Here is a 15,518-nt window from a genome sequence, read left to right on the forward strand (position 1 = left end):
TTAAGAAGTGGAGGAGAGAGACATGGACTTTGGTATTTGTTTTAAAGGGTTTGTAGAGCCTGACCGCGCACGCGCACTTGTCCGACAAGCTGAAAATGCAGGCTTTAAGTACTGCTGGTTTTATGACAGCCACATTTTATGGCGCGAAAGCTATGTAGCAATGGCGATGTGTATGGAGCACACAAAAACCATGCGATTTGGGCCGTGTGTGACCAACCCGAACACCAGGGACTGGTCTCATGCAGCCAGCTTGTTTGGATCACTTGCAAAGCAGTCTGGCGGCCGTTTTGACATTGGTCTGGGTCGCGGCGACAGCGCTGTACGTGTGATGGGCAAGAAACCTGCTCCGCTGAAGCGCCTAGAGGAATTCACCCATGTTGTAAAAACGCTGGTGCGCGGTGATGAAGCGCAATACGGTGAATGCCCTGAGCCCGTAAAATTTCCTTGGGCTGATGGCTACGAGCTTCCTGTATGGGTTGCTGCATACGGCCCCAAAGCCTTGAACTCTGCCGGGCGTGTAGGCGATGGACTAATATTGCAGATTGCTGAGCCAGCAATTTGTAAATGGCTGGGTAGCCAAGCGATTGCAGCCGGTGAGGAAGCAGGCCGCGACATGAGCAATTTCGGCATTATGGCTGCTGCGCCAGCACACACTGGCTCATTGGAAGAAGGAATTGAGAAGACCAAATGGTTCCCCGCTATGGTCGGCAACCACGTTGCAGATATCGTAGAAAAATACGGCTCAAATAGCGACCAGGTACCGGAAAGTCTGACATCTTACATCGAAAATCGTCGCGGCTACGATTACTCCAAGCATGGTCAAAGCGATAATCCCTTCTTAGATTTCATTACCGATGACATCGTTGAAAGCTTTGCTGTTCTGGGCCCACCAGAAAACCACATTAAAAAACTAAACAAGCTTAAGGATGCTGGCATTACCCAGTTCAACATTTACCTGGACAGTGGCGATGAAGAAAAAATTATTGCTGATTATGGTGAGAAGATCATCCCTGCGTTCACTACCGAGAACACAAGACTATCGGAACCTGTGAGCTAACATAGGCTGACCGGGCAGGTAAAAGCCCGGTCTACTTCTTGCAATGGGTGTCTTTTAGACAACGCATGCCAAGAGTGAGGAGCTCACATAACTACAGAAAAGCAATAGTTATCCGTGTCAGTTAGTTCATCACGACTTTTCTAACTGAGCTGAACTTGATATCAGCAACTTGTTTTCGTTAGTGCTCATGTGTTCAATCCCTCCGAGCTTTCGGTTTCGCCTCGGGGGTGTCGCAGTTTGGAAAAAATAATGGCTAAGGCTTCTGAGGCAAAAGGCAAAACACGCATTCAGATAGAGAAGACTGAGAAGATCCTCGCAGCAGCACTTGATGTTTTCTCAACCTACGGATTTCGTGGATCTACGATTGATCAGGTTGCACAGAAAGCCGGATTATCGAAGCCGAACCTCTTTTATTACTATGATAGCAAGGACGCTATACATGCCGAGCTGATCGAACGTTTGCTTTACATTTGGCTAGACCCGCTACATCAGCTCAACCCTGAAGGCGAACCTATCGAAGAAATTTGCTCCTATGTAAAACGTAAGCTTGAAATGGCACGAGATTACCCGCGGGAGAGTCGGTTATTTGCCAATGAAATTTTGCAGGGTGCGCCGCGTATTAACACTCTGATTGCTGGGCCATTAAAATCTCTGGTGGACGAGAAAACGACAGTGATTCAAAGCTGGATCGATGCAGACAGGATCGCTGAGACTGACCCATATCACTTGCTATTTTCAATTTGGTCGACCACACAACACTACGCAGATTTTGACAGTCAGGTCCAAACACTACTTCCAAGTGAGCGAATAAAAAATAGGTTCCAGGATGCAGCAGCCCATCTGGACCGTATGTTCCGAAAGAGTCTTTCTCCGCATTAAGCACAAGTGCTACAAGCGCGCTGCTGGTGTAATGATAGGCCCCTGCTCTGTTTTTACAATTTGCGCACTCACGCGGTAAACATCTTGCACGCGCTCTTGTGTCAAGACTTGCTCAGGCGTGCCGCAGGCGACCACTTTTCCATCTTTTAACATAACCAACGTGGTGCAGAGTCGGGCAGCATAGGTCCAGTCATGCAGGCTTACCAGCATAGAGGTGCCTTGTTCCCTTAGGTTTTGAAAAATCTCGCTCAGTTCGAGCTGATGTTCCGGGTCAAGACCAGCAGTGGGTTCATCTGCAACAATCAATGGCGTCTTTTGCATGAGCGCACGACCGAGAAGTGCTCTTGTTTTTTCGCCACCTGAAACCTGAAGGATCGATGACTTTCTGATCGTTTCTAGGCTCAGGCTTTTTATGATCTGCTTACGTTGCTCTTTGTATTTTGGGGTGCGTACAGAACCTCCAACTGCCTCGCAGCCCAGGGCGAGAACGCGTTCAACGGTTAGGTCCCATGCAACATCGCGCTCCTGCGCCACGTAAGCAACATGCCTGGAAAGTTGTTTTACCGAAATGCTTGAAAGAGGCTGTCGGCCATAGCTGATTTCTCCGCAAGAGGGGATCAAACCCACCAATGCCTTCATGAGCGTGGATTTACCTGAGCCGTTGGGACCAATTAGCCCAACAATCTCGCCCCTACCAATCTCCAGATTGATCGATGACAGCACCTGACGCTGGCCATAGTTGGCCGACACGTTGTTAAGTTGAAGTAACATCAGATCAATGCCCTGCGTTGTTTAAGAATTAGCCACAGGAAGAACGGCGCGCCCACAAGAGCGGTCAAAACACCAAGTTTCAAGTTGGATTGGGGGCCAAACAGCTTCACGGCGATGTCGGCCAGTGTTAATAAACATGCCCCAGCAAGGGCACTTGGAAGCAACAGGCGGGCTGGTTCATCGTCAACCATCTTTCGCAGCAGGTGCGGCACAATTAGTCCAATAAAACCGATAGTGCCTGTTACAGCAGTCACAGCTCCCACACTTGCTGCGGTTCCAGCAATTGCACAAAACCGAAGTGTTGGCAGTGAAACGCCCATTGTATGCGCAGTCTCCTCCCCCAATGACAACGCGTTCAGGCCTTTGCCTGTGACGAAAAGTAGGCCCCAGCCAACCATGATAAAGGGAGCAATAATGTACAGATGCTGCATAGAACGATCATTTAACGAACCCAACATCCAAAATACGATTTCCATAGCAGCGAAGGGATTGGGCGAGAGATTGAGAGCCAGCGACGTGAGTGCTGTCGCAATACTTGAGATAGCAACACCTGCCAGTATGAGCGTTAGTGTTTGCCCGCGCCCACCCGCCAGTAAAGGCAAAAGCGCCGCTGCAATACCTGCACTCGCCAATGCAAAGATGGGCAACGCAAACGGCATTGTGAGTGTTATGCCTGTATAGATAGCAATGACCGCGCCAAGACTTGCTGAGGAACTCACCCCAATTAAACCTGGCTCAGCCAGAGGGTTTCGCAAAAGACCTTGCAGAACAGCTCCAGACAGCCCCAGCGTGGCACCTGTGATCACGCCAAGCAGAGCACGGGGCACGCGAATTTCCCATAGCACTGTTGAAACTGGCGTATCTTGCGTAGACAACGCTGCATTTATCAGTTGCGGAAGCGACAAATCTGCTGCGCCAAGCATTAAGGAAGCCAAGAACAGCGTTGCTGTTATTATACTCAGCGCCCAGATAAGCACGGCATCTGACGTGTATTTCATTTGGGTTGCACCCCTAGTCGAGATGACTCTCTTGCAAGTTTTTCAATGGCTTGGGTCACAAACGGCAGACCGCAAATTGTGAATTTATCATCCACTTTGACGCGACCGTTATTTCCAAGTGTCCGCATCAAGGCGGGGTGAGCAAGGAGCTCAAAGGCCAAAGCCGGCTTGTCAGAAAACTGGCTACCCTCAACGAGCAATTGTGGATTTTCAAGGATCAGTATTTCAAGTGGAAGCTTGCTCGTCTTTTTCAAACCCAAATTGCTTGCAATGTTTTGCAAGCCAGCCGTTTCGATAAGTTCATTAACGAGACTGCCATCTCCAGCGGTGTACCCGTTGGCATAATAAACCCCTGCCCGCAATTTTTCGTCAGGTTGTCCTTGAACAAAATGTTGGATTGCAGTTTCAAACTGGCTGGCAATCTGTTCCGCCTTTTCTTCCCTGTCCAGAAGCTTACCGAGCCGGCGAAGTTCACTGGCAACACCAAAAAGTGTGCGTACGGGGGAGACCTGTACAACCTTGATACCAAGCCGGCGTAGCATTTGAACGGTTGTTTGATTGGTATAGGTGCCTGCAATCACCAAGTCGGGCTTCATCAGAAAGATTTCTTCCGCGCGCCCGTAGTTCACCTTAAAGTTAGAAGCCTTATCACTCATCACAGACAGATTAGGGTCGGACGCTAGCTTGGAAACTGAGAGTAACTGGTCTTCTTGCGCCAGCAACATAGCGAATTGATCGGTACAAAGGTTCATGGACACAACCCGCTTAGGCGCTGTGGTGTCATCCGGCTCTGCGCATGCTGGCAGCGAGCTGACACTAAGACATGCCAGCAGTACCGCCCCAATTCCCATTTTGACCGCGTTTTTCATGTTGTCCATTTAAGACCCGAGATTGTCTTTCAAAGCCAATGGTTGCCCCTTGTAGCTCCTATTGTTCTGAAAACAAACGCTCTTTATTTGCTGGATCCTACACTGATAGAGAAAAACACAGCACATTAGAAACTTGCACTCAAACCTGCGTAAACCGAAAGACCCGGTGTTTGATAGTTGTCGATACGCTCATAATCCTGATCAAGCAGATTTTCGCCGCGCACATAGAAGGTCAGGTTTTCATTGTGTTGGTAGGATGCTTTTACATTAACAAGCAGGAACGCATCTAGTTCACCTTCATCTTCAATGCCAGAAACATAACTGGCGTCAAGGTTTAGCGCCAGAACATCTATCGGCTTGTAGGCCATACCAAGGTTCACATCGTGCAACGGAACCCGTTCCAGACGCTTTCTATCTGGCCCAACCGCCCAAGTGTATGTGTACGCACCGTTGAAGCTCAAGTTTGCGGAGAAATCCCAGACCGCAGAAACTTCTGCGCCCTGACTACGGGATGTTCCCGCGATTTGCTCGTACTTATAGGTCGCGGGATCGTTGATGATGAGGTCATTCGTAAGGATATGAAAATAGCTAAAAGACAAGCTGACACGGTCATCAAATAGGTCCTGATCTATGCCGATATCATAACTTATGCTGGTCTCTGGCTCAAAATCAGGATTGCCAGAATAGCTGTCGTACAATTCATAGGATGATGGTGCCCGAAAGCCATTCCCAAGGCTGCTGCGAAATCGCATCCCCTCCGAAACCTGATAGGAGAGAGTTCCCCGTCCAGTTAAATAGCTACCGTAAGCATTGTGTTCATCCAACCGAACTGAACCACTTACGTTGAGTGCTTCAACAGGGTTCCAAAGGGCTTGCACAAAGCCGCCGGCAACATCAATGACCTGATCCTGACCTTTGACATTTTCACGGCTCCAATCTCCCCCAAAGTTGAGCCGGAAGCTCTCGCCCGCATCCCAGTCGTTTAAGAGTTCAAGCTTTATGCGGTTTCCTTTAGCCAAATAACCGCTGCTATAATCGCGGGTAAAATCAGAAAGCTGAACAGAGGCATCAGTTGTCATGCTCTCATCCAACCAGAGGTAGTTGGCTCCAACCTTTCCAAAGTGCTGCGTTACATCGACCTCTTTATTGGCTGCAGGATCATTTCCGCCGTCATATTCAGATGTACCCTCAACACTGCGGGCAGAGAAATAAAGGTTAAAACTCTCAGTGGCGTCGAACGACCCTTTGGCGGAGAGTGTCGTGTTTTCATAACCATCATCATCTGCAGGACGCCCATTTGGTGAAACCGCGCTGAAACCATCGGTTTGGAACCGCTGAATATTTACGGCAATATCTGCCATTTCAGCGGCAGCCTTGAAGCCATAGGATGCATTCACAGTCCCATAACTACCGGCCTCAAACATGCCGCTATGCTTTACCAGGCCAGGCTCTGCACTCTTTGTTATAATATTGATGACACCACCGACGGCCTGTCCTCCGTAAAGCGCACTTTGAGAACCTTTGAGTATTTCAATTCGCTCAACGTCATTGACCAGCATGTGCTCCAGCCGCGCTTCAACCTGCGGCGAACTTGGGTCAGAGATATCGATACCGTCGACAAATACCTTTATATAATAATTACTTAAGCCGCGCATACGCAAAGAACTTGCCTTTCCTGCGCCACCATTTTGCGAGAAGGAAATACCTGGAAGCTTTGTCAGATATTCAGATACGAAGGTTGCCCCACCCTCTTTCAGGTCCTCTTCCGTCACCACATGTGTTGTGGAACCAACTTTACCTGCCTCGGTTTCCATTCGCGTAGCAATGATGATGATATCATCAAGGTCTGTTTCATTTGCAAAAGAAGTCTGAGGGAAACAAAGAAGGGTCGAGAAGGCTAGCCCTGATTTTAGGATTGCGGAAGTCCGCGAAGTGTTACGCACGATAATAGTCCATCACTCACAGCACATTTGTATGTGCCATGCTTTTGTTTGCATTGTACGTTGAATGGCAACCGCCTCATTGCCTCTTTATTAGAAGCAGAGCCGCAACCATTCAGGCGCACTGTGAATGTCACCTGAACGGAGTACCGCCCCTTAACACGCCCCGTGCTATGGGTGAGTGACTGCATTTGGCAGGTCTCCTGGCTTGCGCGTCGTCGCTAATACTCAGCCTTCCCAAGGTCGCTTTTAGAAGCTTCCTCAGTGGCATATTTGAGCCGTAGCTCTGCGCCTACAGTTGCGGGGGCAGCCACGGCTTTGGTGAATGAACCGTGTTCCCTTTTAATTTTTACCTCATGGATAAAAATACCAAGTGCATGGGTATTGATCAGAAGTCCGGCCTACTCGTCAACCCATCACAGGAGCGTTCTGACAGAAACTCGACCAAATTCCTGTGGAACTCACTGATTTTGTCAGTCAGCACAGAACTACAAGATGTTGTAGTGGGACTTACATATAGCGCTCGAACTTGTGGTAGAGCACTTTTTATAGTGGGGTTATTGAGTTGTATGCACAGTTCTGCGGGTAAGTAATCAGGCCTACGATGTTGATCTACACACATGGCTTTGGTGTCTCTATAAGCATAAGGTTCATCCGGCTTCATTCAGCTCATAAAAATCAAAGCACATCCCATAATTACAAGACCTGCCCCAATCCACGCACCAAGCGCTGGGAACTCTTTGGTTCGCCACCACAAAACCGGTAGCATCATCGCTGGCGTGGTGGCAGAAAGCGTTGATACAATGCCCACCTCTCCACCGCTTAGTGCATAAAGGATGAGCGTCATGCCGATACCCATTCCAAGCAACCCCGACAAGGAGGCCACAGCGACGATCTCCTTATTGATCGGGTTGGCCAGTTTGAAAGGACGGCCGGGCAAGTAAAACAGAACCAACAATCCGATAGCAGCAATTGAGCAGCGCATTAAGGATATCGCAACCGGATCGGCGCCACTCGCCATCACAGGCCGAATGATGATCGACCCAACTGATTGTGAAAGTGCTGCTAATGTGCCAAAAAGGACACCAATTACAACAGGCCCTTTAATCGCCTCCCACTTATGAAGTTGGTCTTTTCTTTTCCCAAAAGCAATGGCGAATAGTACACCAACAAGCACACAAGCAATTCCAATCACGGACTGAATCGACAACTCCTCATGCAGGAATAACCAACCGAGCAATGCCGACATAGGCGCATTCATAGCGAACAGAATAGCTGTTCGGCGCGGCCCCATGCGATTGAGTGTTAGGAAGAGCAATGTATCTCCCATAAAAATACCGATGAAGCCCGATACAAAAATGAGGAATGCGTGACTTGAGTCGACCGTATTCCACGTGCCTGTCACCAAAACAAAAATACCGAGAAAAACAACCACAAACCGCATACGCACACAGTTGAAACCGATTGCCCCAAGGTGTGCAGCTGGCTTTGCGGAGATAAGGCCGCCCACAGCCCATGTGGCAGCTGCGCCGAGTGCTGCAACTTCAAATAAAAACATATGCGGATCCAAGCAACGAAGCTACGGCAACAGCGTAGACAAATTGAACGTTCATCAGAACTAAAGCTGTTGTAATTGCCGTGCAAGCCTCGTTTGATGAGCTTAGAGCTTTAAAAGGGCACCCTTTATTTGCGAGAGATTTTCCGCACCTGGAAAAAATGGCTGAGCTGCGTTAACTAAACTACCTTACTTTACCCTGCGCAATTTTAAACTTTTTACGCGTATTGGGTAACTATTCAACGTGCGGATTGTTTTTTTGCTCCTTCCTGTTCTGCGTTTTCCCATCACATCTACTTGCCTATTTGCATGTTTAAATCTGGAGTTTTCCAAGCAAGATATCGATATTGCCCGCGCAACAAAAATGAAACCAATCGCACAAGTCGCTCAGCATCTCGAAATTCCTGAGCGTGCTCTGGATCCTTATGGACGTTTCAAGGCCAAAATACACCTTGATGAGATGCCTGATCTAGAAAACAAACAATATGGAGAACTCATACTTGTTACAGCGATCTCTCCAACTCCAGCAGGAGAAGGGAATGAGCAATCTGGAGCGACACGTAAAAAACTGCCAGTCTTATGGAGTACCTGTGATTGTTGCAATAAATCGCTATACACCAGACACGGACCAAGAAATCGATACAATTGTCAAAGGGATGGGGCAACTTGGAAACCAAGCCGTACCTTGCACCCATTGGGCAGACGGATCTGCAAAAAATCTATGGTGCCTCAAAAGCCACCTGTGATCAGTCAGTTAAAGATCAACTCAAAGCCTATGAGGAAGAAGGCTATGGTCATCTATCTGTTTGTATGGCCAAAACACCTTAATCGTTCTCAACAGACCCTACACTTCTCGGAGCTCCCTCTGATTATAGCATACACATAGCAGCCGTAAGACTGTCTGCTGGCGCTGGTTTCATCGTGGCATTGACGGGGACATTATGGTCATGCCAGGTCTTCCACGCCGACCTGCTGCCGAAGTCATCGGTATTGATGAGGCTATTCAGGTTGAAGGGGTATTTTAATCAACGTCGGAGCGATGTGGACCTCTGCGAAACCTGTCCAGATACACGGTAGATTGCAAGTCATCACGATCATAATCCCGGTAATGCCCGAATTTGAAGTATTGGGTATCACCAGAAAACTTGTCGTTGCCGATATATCCGGTCACACGGGCAATGAATGTCCCGTTGGCCCAGATTTCAATGATCCCCTGCCCTTCACGGCTTCCCTTGACCCGATAGCGCATATCAACCCATCCATCTGTCGGGTCAGGGAGAACAGGGTTGTCTGAAAGCTCAATCTTGATCCCAGGGTAATCGGAATAGGTCTCGGGGTCTGCAAGGAACGGGAACTTGGAGGTGTCTTGTTTCTGGATTGCTTCCTTGAGTTCTTCGAGGGTCATTCCGCTTTGTAAGAACTCACCTGAGGTTCGACTTGCATCATTCTTGTTGCGAAAGCCTTGTCTATCCAAACTAAGCATCTGTTGTAGGTCTCGGGAGAAATCCTTGTAGTCTTGCTTATAACTTCCGTCTGCCTGCGCAACAAGCTTGCGGATTTTGTTGTGTTGTACAGTGATGTGGAACACCCCGTTATCAAAACGTTGCGCCAGAAACGGGCTTCCGCCAGAATCTTCTTTCCACTGACCTATGACCCAGCGCGTTGAGCCTGCTGGCCATACCGTACCTTCAATCTGGAAACTAAAAGAGTACCAGACTTCATCGCCAAACTTGCAGCGCTTTTGCCGCGCCACCCAAAGCTCGTTCTTTAGGTTGCCTTCTGAATCCAACTCATCATCCCCAAAGACCGTGATCGCAAGTGAGTGCTTTCCATCACGCACCACTTTGCTTTGGATCTGAAAGTTCTCAGGCTTGTTCATCCGGTGAATATCCCAATCATCCGCGCTCGGGTATTCATTGAAATCATCAATCATCACCGCGCATTGCGTCTGCTGCATTTCATCTACATGTACCCCACCCCCAGCTTGGGGCGTTTCGATAACAACTTTTTTGCTCGCGGATTCTGTCGGGCTAACTGGTTCCTTGCCGTTTGCACTAGCAAGAATGGGAGAGGCTACCACCGCAATTCCAATAATCGCAAAAATCAAGGGCGTGAACATTTTGAAGGTTTGGCGTAGATCTGAACCCGGCATCTTCTCTCCCGCAATTTCGGCGCTGGATTAAATTGAGTTGGGGGCAAATCTAGAGAAGAGTTATTGCTGTCCTCAAAAAAGGCTATCAAGTTTTTTCAAAGGATTTAACGAAAAACCTCATTAGGCAGGCGCGAAGATCAATTCCTCTGCCTCTTCCATCGACATTTCTACAACCTTACGGGCAAGCGAGAATGAAAAGCCTGCCCTTACGAGACTTGCAAGCTCCTTTTCTCTCCTCAAATCCAATGGTTTGGTCCGCCAGGGTCCCATGCGCCTGCGTTTGGCAAGCAATACAGCTGCACGTTCCTCATCATGCACTTCGTCTTCAAAAGCTGTTTGAATATCTTCGCCAGAGACCCCTTTTGAATTCAACTCAAGTGTAAGTTTTGACCGCGACTTACCCTTAGAAGTGCCTGTCCTGACCTTGCTTTGTGCGAACCGAAGATCATCGATGAACTTGTGGTCTCGGCAAAAGCAAACCACAGGTTCTATCAGCTCATAGTGTTGGTGCGGGTCATCTTCTGCCTCTCTGGCACGCCTTTCAATCTTGCGTTTTAAAACACGACGCAAGCTATCCTCAGAGGCGTTATATCTATTCAGATAGTGTAGCGCTGCCCGTCGTAGATACTCAGCAGTAATTTTATTACTCATTGAAGTCACGCCCAGCCAAAAACAGGTTACAGCCCGCCCAGCATGCAACCTACTTCAATCTTCCTTGCAGATACTCTCACGCGAAAACAAGAAAGCACTTTCCGAGAACACCTCATCCAGAACATGAGCTATCACAGTTTGCCTGCCAATTTAGCCAACAAATGCTCGCTCAACAACAAAATCACCAGGGTGGTTATTAGAGCCCTCCGTGAAGCCCCGCTCCTCTAAGAGCGCTTTAGTATCAGCAATCATATGCATGGATCCGCAAATCATAGCACGGTCTTCAGAGGCATTTAGAGGCGGCACGCGCAGCTCTTCAAAGAGTTTTCCGGATTCAATTAAATGCGTAATGCGTCCTTCTCTCTTGAAACGCTCTCTCGTAACAGAGTTGTACAGATGCAACTTTCCAACAGCAATTTCACCAATCAAGGGGTCATAGGAAATATCTGCCAAGAGTTCCTCCCCATAACGAAGCTCCGCAATCTCACGCGTAGTATGTGTCAGGATAATTTCATCGAATTTTTCATAGGTTTCCGGATCACGAATAAGGCTTGCAAACGGAGCAATGCCAGTGCCCGATGAAAACATATAAAGGCGTTTTGCTGGAGAAAGTGCGTCAAGGACCAGAGTTCCGGTTGACTTTTTCTTCAGAAGAACATGATCCCCTTCCTTGATTTGTTGAAGGTGCTGGGTCAGCGGGCCATCTGGAACTTTGATAGAGAAAAACTCTAACTCCTCATCCCAAGCTGGGCTGGCGATGGAATATGCTCTGACGAGTGGATTCCCCTCAATCATCAAACCAATCATCACAAACTCTCCAGAACGAAATCTGAAGCTTGCTGGGCGGGTGATTTTGAACCTGAAAAGGCGATCTGTGAAATGGGTTACTTCCGTAACCGTTTCTACAAAAACATTTGCAGGAACTGCGTTCTCCAATTCCGCACCCTTTATGATCTGGTTCATCGCTCACTCTGCTCCATTTAATCGATTTGGCAAAGCTTAATCCAACATGGAGGCTGAGCTGAGGCACATGCAGCTAATTAAGCGCGTCGGAGTGAATATTTCTTTTCCAGTTGCTTGCCTCGTTAGAATCCACATCTTCTGTCCTCGTAAGACATGGGAGTTTGCGAGTTTCATTTGTGTTCGAGGGAATGATCGGAACACCTTCTTCCGAATTTATTATGGAATTTAATCAAGTTATTCGAACTTGAAGTGATCCAAGTCCAATACATTGATAGCGTTAGTAAATTGAGCGTTCGCGACCAGAGTGCTCAACAATAAGCGCTTGGTTTGCGGGGATCTAATCAACTTGGGAATATTGAACTGGCAGGCATAGGTATATTGCATGATTGATCAAAGCCGAGCACAGGAAATCAACAGCACCAGCATTCATGCCGTCCAGGACGCGGAATTAAGATATCAATCTTGCTTGGGATATTTTTTAACCAGTGCCAGCGCCCTATCGGCACTCACCAAAAGCGTGCCCTTTGATTGGATTATGGCGACGCAGGAACGCTCATAGTTGGCGTGAGACTAGTATAGCTCAACCTTAGGGGCACCCATTTCCTCTGGGGTACCAGAGGCCTTCTCGGCCTCTTCCAGAACTCGGACGGGGTTGCACCTATCTGAGAAAATGTCCTCTGCGAATTCAAGGTATTCGCCAGCTGGCAGTGGTTTTGAAAAGATAAAGCCTTGAGCTGAAGACACTCCAAGTTCACGCAACAGCACAATCTGTTCGTACTTCTCTACACCCTCGGCAATGATGCCCATATTCATAGTGTCAGCCAATTCGGCAATAGCATCAACCAAACGGAAGGCGTTTTCCTCTGAGCCAAGCGGATCGATGAACATCTTATCGATCTTTACAACATCCATTCCCAACTTTTGTAGGTAAGCTAAGCCGCCATGGCCTGTTCCAACATCATCGAGTGCAACACGTATGCCATGCGCTTGCAGTTCAGCGATAACCTTTCTCGCCAAATCAATGTCTTCAAGTGGTTGCCGCTCTGTAACTTCCATCACCACCTGACTAAGGGCGATTGGAGAATCCTCATAAATGTCCAACAGATCATCTACAATTGAACGGTCGTTAAAATGGCCTGCAAATAGATTTACCGAGAGTTTCAACTCTGGATGCCTGAAGTATAGCTCACCAAGGTCCTCAATCGACTGGCGCATGATATTGCGGGTCATTTCAAAGATATGCCCGGAGGTCTCAGCGTAGGTCATAAACTGCCCGGGTGGTACCATCTTTCCATTTGGAAGCTGCCACCTCATGAGCATCTCACAGCCTTGTAGTTCTCCAGTCACAATATCAACCACTGGCTGATAGTAGGGGATGAACTCGCCGTTACGAATGGAGGCAACAAAATCGTCTTCTGCGTCCTTCTCGGGCTTCCAGGAGAGCCAGACCACCAAAGTGATGAGTAAGATTGCAATGCCTGAGCACGCTATGACGGCGACGATTTTTAGTTCTCGGACCAAACCCATGATCGCATTACGATCGCTTTTGATCCTGACATTAATGGGATAGATCGTTGAAGCAGCGTACTCTTCGATAAAGTCACTCCCCATCATCACAGGATGGTCAGCGTTACCAAGCGGATCAACCCAGACATGATCGCGGCCCAGACGGACCTCTATTTCCAAAGCGTGACGCAGATAATCAGGTCCGGGTTCAATCGCCAAAACTGTTGGCGAAATATTGGCAATCAATCGCCACCCATTCTCCAGCTTCCAGGAAACCAGTGCCGTACGAATACCCTGGTACTCCATCCAAGACATACCAATTCCAACACGAGGTGCATCTGGTTTCAGCACTGGAAGGATACTATTCCCGCGACGGTTTTGGGCAGGCACATAACACATTGGAACGCCGCGATGATCGACGATACCGATCGCACTAATCACGGCATTTTGAGAAAGTGTCTTTTCAAAGTCACCTTGGTTTTGTCGTGTACAGGACGTCAGGCCCTTCAGTTGCATTTGCCGCAAAGCTTCTACGCCATCAGAGATAGCTGCTTCGCTTCGCGATATGTAGCGGTCGGCAATAGCGATCATCTCGCTTCGTGCATTATGCATCGCGAAGTTCTCAAGTATCATATTGCCGATAACCAGTGGCAACAGAGCCAATCCCAAAGCAATCAAAATTGCGCGGACAAATACAAAATAATGGCGAGACACTACGATGACCTTAGAAATGCAAAATACAGCAACTCATTTTTATGATTAACGCTTAATTAAAACTGTAAAAAACGACCAGGCAAGACAAACGATCCCCAGATGCTTTTACAGTTTGTACAGAACTAGGTGAAAGTTCCACCTTTTCTCTTCATGACGTTCATTTTTGACTGTGGAATACACGCTGTACTAACTCACATGTGCGACCATTGCCTTCAAAATGCCTCATTACTGCAAATCAGGAGCCAGTCATGTATACTCCTTTTCTAAGGTACCGTATGTGCTTACGCTTAGTTTTACTGAGCCTGTGTTCCATTTTTATGTATGCCAGCATGAGTGTTGCCCAAACTGGTCAGAGTGATCCAATCGCGTTTTCCTTTTTGCAAAGCCTGAAGGACAAGGGCCTGATAGTCACTTTTATAGGGCCTATTACCATCACGGATGACATTCTGACGATTGATGGACTTGAGGGGCACCTGAAAACAGATGGTAGAAAGCATTTCAAATTCGGAAGCTTGGCTCTTTCGGGTGCCAGCATGGAAACAAATAATCGGCTATTTATAAGTGACTTCGCTGCCTACAAATTTGAAATTGACGAGCCCAAATTTGCTTTTTCCGCCGATAGCATCCTCATCAGCGACCTTTACTTATCCAAACCGGCCACACAGGGCGATGCAATCTCAGGCCTTACAAGCTCCCTATATTCATCAGCTGAGATCCTGAAATTACACTTCCTGGATCGTTCAAGTGGTCATTCAATGCCCATTGAGCGGGTCACCGTGACTTTTGACACGGCTAATGGCGGTTTCCCGATATCTGCAGCTATCCAGGTGAACGCGATCAGTTTGAACCAATCGGTATTTGGCCCTCCTCAACAACAGATGCTCAACGCACTGGGGCACACACAATTGACTGCGGATATTGCTTTTGAGGGGGAATGGAATGGAGTCACTGGTCAGCTCAACGTTGAAAGTGCATCGTTGGTTCTGCGTGATCTCTTCACAGCTCAACTCTCCGCAAAGTTTAAAGGACTAACAGAAACGGTTCTCAAACAAATGGCTAAACTTGCTGCAAAGGACAATGTGATTGCACTCGACCAACTTCAAAACACTGCAGTATCCAGTTTCAGCCTATCGCTTATCAATAATGGTGGGTTAGACGAGCTGCTTAAACAGCAGGCCCGCAAACACAATCAGTCTCAAGACGCTTATGTACGTAGGCTCACGGAACAAGCGGAGAGGCAGTTTGGAAGAATACCTGACCGTGCGAAGAGTTTGGAATTTACCGAAGCGGTCTACAATTTCTTGCAAAACCCACAGAATATAACGGTTCAAGCTACCCCTAAGTCACCAGTCAGTGTGATACATATTCTTGGGGTATCTGCAATTTCTCCACTTTCTATCGTTTCTTTGCTTGGCATTACCCTTGAAGCAAATATAGACTAGGCAAGAACCCTTTCCCTAGCA

Annotated in this window: 12 protein-coding genes, 2 pseudogenes and 1 riboswitch; of the genes and pseudogenes, 5 read left to right on the forward strand and 9 right to left on the reverse strand. The window is 47.9% G+C overall.

The window, feature by feature from the left end; all coding sequences use genetic code 11:
• The first annotated feature begins 22 nt into the window (after window positions 1-22).
• Both BMZ51_RS00655 and BMZ51_RS00660 read left to right on the forward strand, forming a co-directional pair.
• Window positions 23-1,057: a TIGR03842 family LLM class F420-dependent oxidoreductase gene (locus tag BMZ51_RS00655; protein WP_068009579.1), complete on the forward strand. Its 1,035-nt coding sequence runs from the start codon at window positions 23-25 to the stop codon at window positions 1,055-1,057.
• A 249-nt stretch (window positions 1,058-1,306) separates the two neighbouring features.
• Entirely contained in the window at window positions 1,307-1,936 is a 630-nt protein-coding gene (locus BMZ51_RS00660; protein ID WP_068009577.1) for a TetR family transcriptional regulator C-terminal domain-containing protein, read from the forward strand.
• A 9-nt stretch (window positions 1,937-1,945) separates the two neighbouring features.
• Here the strand turns inward: BMZ51_RS00660 and BMZ51_RS00665 are convergent, their stop codons facing one another.
• The 5 genes from BMZ51_RS00665 to BMZ51_RS00685 all read right to left on the reverse strand — a co-directional run bounded on the left by BMZ51_RS00665 (window position 1,946) and on the right by BMZ51_RS00685 (window position 8,072).
• Complete coding sequence (locus BMZ51_RS00665) at window positions 1,946-2,707, reverse strand: ABC transporter ATP-binding protein (RefSeq protein ID WP_068009576.1); 762 nt, start codon at window positions 2,705-2,707, stop codon at window positions 1,946-1,948.
• Complete coding sequence (locus tag BMZ51_RS00670) at window positions 2,707-3,705, reverse strand: FecCD family ABC transporter permease (protein ID WP_068009573.1); 999 nt, start codon at window positions 3,703-3,705, stop codon at window positions 2,707-2,709. The genes BMZ51_RS00665 and BMZ51_RS00670 overlap by 1 nt, the downstream gene beginning before the upstream one ends.
• A complete protein-coding gene (locus BMZ51_RS00675) occupies window positions 3,702-4,583 on the reverse strand; it encodes an ABC transporter substrate-binding protein (protein WP_208979201.1) in 882 nt (293 codons plus the stop codon). The genes BMZ51_RS00670 and BMZ51_RS00675 overlap by 4 nt, the downstream gene beginning before the upstream one ends.
• 116 nt (window positions 4,584-4,699) lie before the next feature.
• Window positions 4,700-6,517: a TonB-dependent receptor plug domain-containing protein gene (locus BMZ51_RS00680; protein ID WP_068009571.1), complete on the reverse strand. Its 1,818-nt coding sequence runs from the start codon at window positions 6,515-6,517 to the stop codon at window positions 4,700-4,702.
• A gap of 173 nt (window positions 6,518-6,690) precedes the next feature.
• Window positions 6,691-6,903, reverse strand: a riboswitch (cobalamin riboswitch).
• 275 nt (window positions 6,904-7,178) lie between these two features.
• Window positions 7,179-8,072 (reverse strand): DMT family transporter, encoded by an 894-nt coding sequence (locus BMZ51_RS00685; RefSeq protein ID WP_068009569.1) that lies wholly within the window; start codon window positions 8,070-8,072, stop codon window positions 7,179-7,181.
• Between the two features lie 241 nt (window positions 8,073-8,313).
• On the opposite strand from BMZ51_RS00685, the pseudogene BMZ51_RS24705 reads away from it, so the two are divergent.
• Together BMZ51_RS24705 and BMZ51_RS24440 are read left to right on the forward strand one after the other, a co-directional pair.
• Window positions 8,314-8,584, forward strand: a pseudogene (locus BMZ51_RS24705) (formate--tetrahydrofolate ligase); the annotation flags it as partial.
• A 24-nt stretch (window positions 8,585-8,608) separates the two neighbouring features.
• Window positions 8,609-9,146 (forward strand): annotated as a pseudogene (locus tag BMZ51_RS24440) (formate--tetrahydrofolate ligase).
• Here the strand turns inward: BMZ51_RS24440 and BMZ51_RS00710 are convergent.
• The 4 genes from BMZ51_RS00710 to BMZ51_RS00725 form a co-directional block, all read right to left on the reverse strand.
• Window positions 9,091-10,221, reverse strand: a complete 1,131-nt coding sequence (locus BMZ51_RS00710) for a heparin lyase I family protein (RefSeq protein WP_068009567.1) — start codon at window positions 10,219-10,221, stop codon at window positions 9,091-9,093. The pseudogene BMZ51_RS24440 and the gene BMZ51_RS00710 sit on opposite strands and share 56 nt — an antisense overlap.
• 120 nt (window positions 10,222-10,341) lie before the next feature.
• Window positions 10,342-10,872: a regulatory protein RecX gene (locus tag BMZ51_RS00715; RefSeq protein ID WP_068009565.1), complete on the reverse strand. Its 531-nt coding sequence runs from the start codon at window positions 10,870-10,872 to the stop codon at window positions 10,342-10,344.
• Between the two features lie 150 nt (window positions 10,873-11,022).
• Window positions 11,023-11,835, reverse strand: a complete 813-nt coding sequence (locus BMZ51_RS00720) for a ferredoxin--NADP reductase (protein WP_068009563.1) — start codon at window positions 11,833-11,835, stop codon at window positions 11,023-11,025.
• A 570-nt stretch (window positions 11,836-12,405) separates the two neighbouring features.
• Entirely contained in the window at window positions 12,406-14,055 is a 1,650-nt protein-coding gene (locus tag BMZ51_RS00725) for an EAL domain-containing protein (RefSeq protein ID WP_068009561.1), read from the reverse strand.
• 248 nt (window positions 14,056-14,303) lie between these two features.
• Between BMZ51_RS00725 and BMZ51_RS00730 the strand changes: the two genes are divergently transcribed.
• Window positions 14,304-15,497: a hypothetical protein gene (locus BMZ51_RS00730; protein WP_068009558.1), complete on the forward strand. Its 1,194-nt coding sequence runs from the start codon at window positions 14,304-14,306 to the stop codon at window positions 15,495-15,497.
• The last annotated feature ends 21 nt before the right edge of the window (window positions 15,498-15,518 follow it).

The organism is Pseudovibrio axinellae (genome assembly GCF_900110875.1).
Classification (GTDB): domain Bacteria; phylum Pseudomonadota; class Alphaproteobacteria; order Rhizobiales; family Stappiaceae; genus Pseudovibrio; species Pseudovibrio axinellae.

Bases quoted from the DNA above. Each gene is read 5' to 3' on its own strand.
- BMZ51_RS00660 (WP_068009577.1), top strand. From the start codon at position 1,307: ATGGCTAAGGCTTCTGAGGCAAAAGGCAAAACACGCATTCAGATAGAG.
- BMZ51_RS00710 (WP_068009567.1), bottom strand. From the start codon at position 10,221: ATGCCGGGTTCAGATCTACGCCAAACCTTCAAAATGTTCACGCCCTTG.
- BMZ51_RS00685 (WP_068009569.1), bottom strand. From the start codon at position 8,072: ATGTTTTTATTTGAAGTTGCAGCACTCGGCGCAGCTGCCACATGGGCT.
- BMZ51_RS00675 (WP_208979201.1), bottom strand. From the start codon at position 4,583: ATGGACAACATGAAAAACGCGGTCAAAATGGGAATTGGGGCGGTACTG.
- BMZ51_RS00715 (WP_068009565.1), bottom strand. From the start codon at position 10,872: ATGAGTAATAAAATTACTGCTGAGTATCTACGACGGGCAGCGCTACAC.
- BMZ51_RS00665 (WP_068009576.1), bottom strand. From the start codon at position 2,707: ATGTTACTTCAACTTAACAACGTGTCGGCCAACTATGGCCAGCGTCAG.
- BMZ51_RS00730 (WP_068009558.1), top strand. From the start codon at position 14,304: ATGTATACTCCTTTTCTAAGGTACCGTATGTGCTTACGCTTAGTTTTA.
- BMZ51_RS00670 (WP_068009573.1), bottom strand. From the start codon at position 3,705: ATGAAATACACGTCAGATGCCGTGCTTATCTGGGCGCTGAGTATAATA.
- BMZ51_RS00655 (WP_068009579.1), top strand. From the start codon at position 23: ATGGACTTTGGTATTTGTTTTAAAGGGTTTGTAGAGCCTGACCGCGCA.
- BMZ51_RS00720 (WP_068009563.1), bottom strand. From the start codon at position 11,835: ATGAACCAGATCATAAAGGGTGCGGAATTGGAGAACGCAGTTCCTGCA.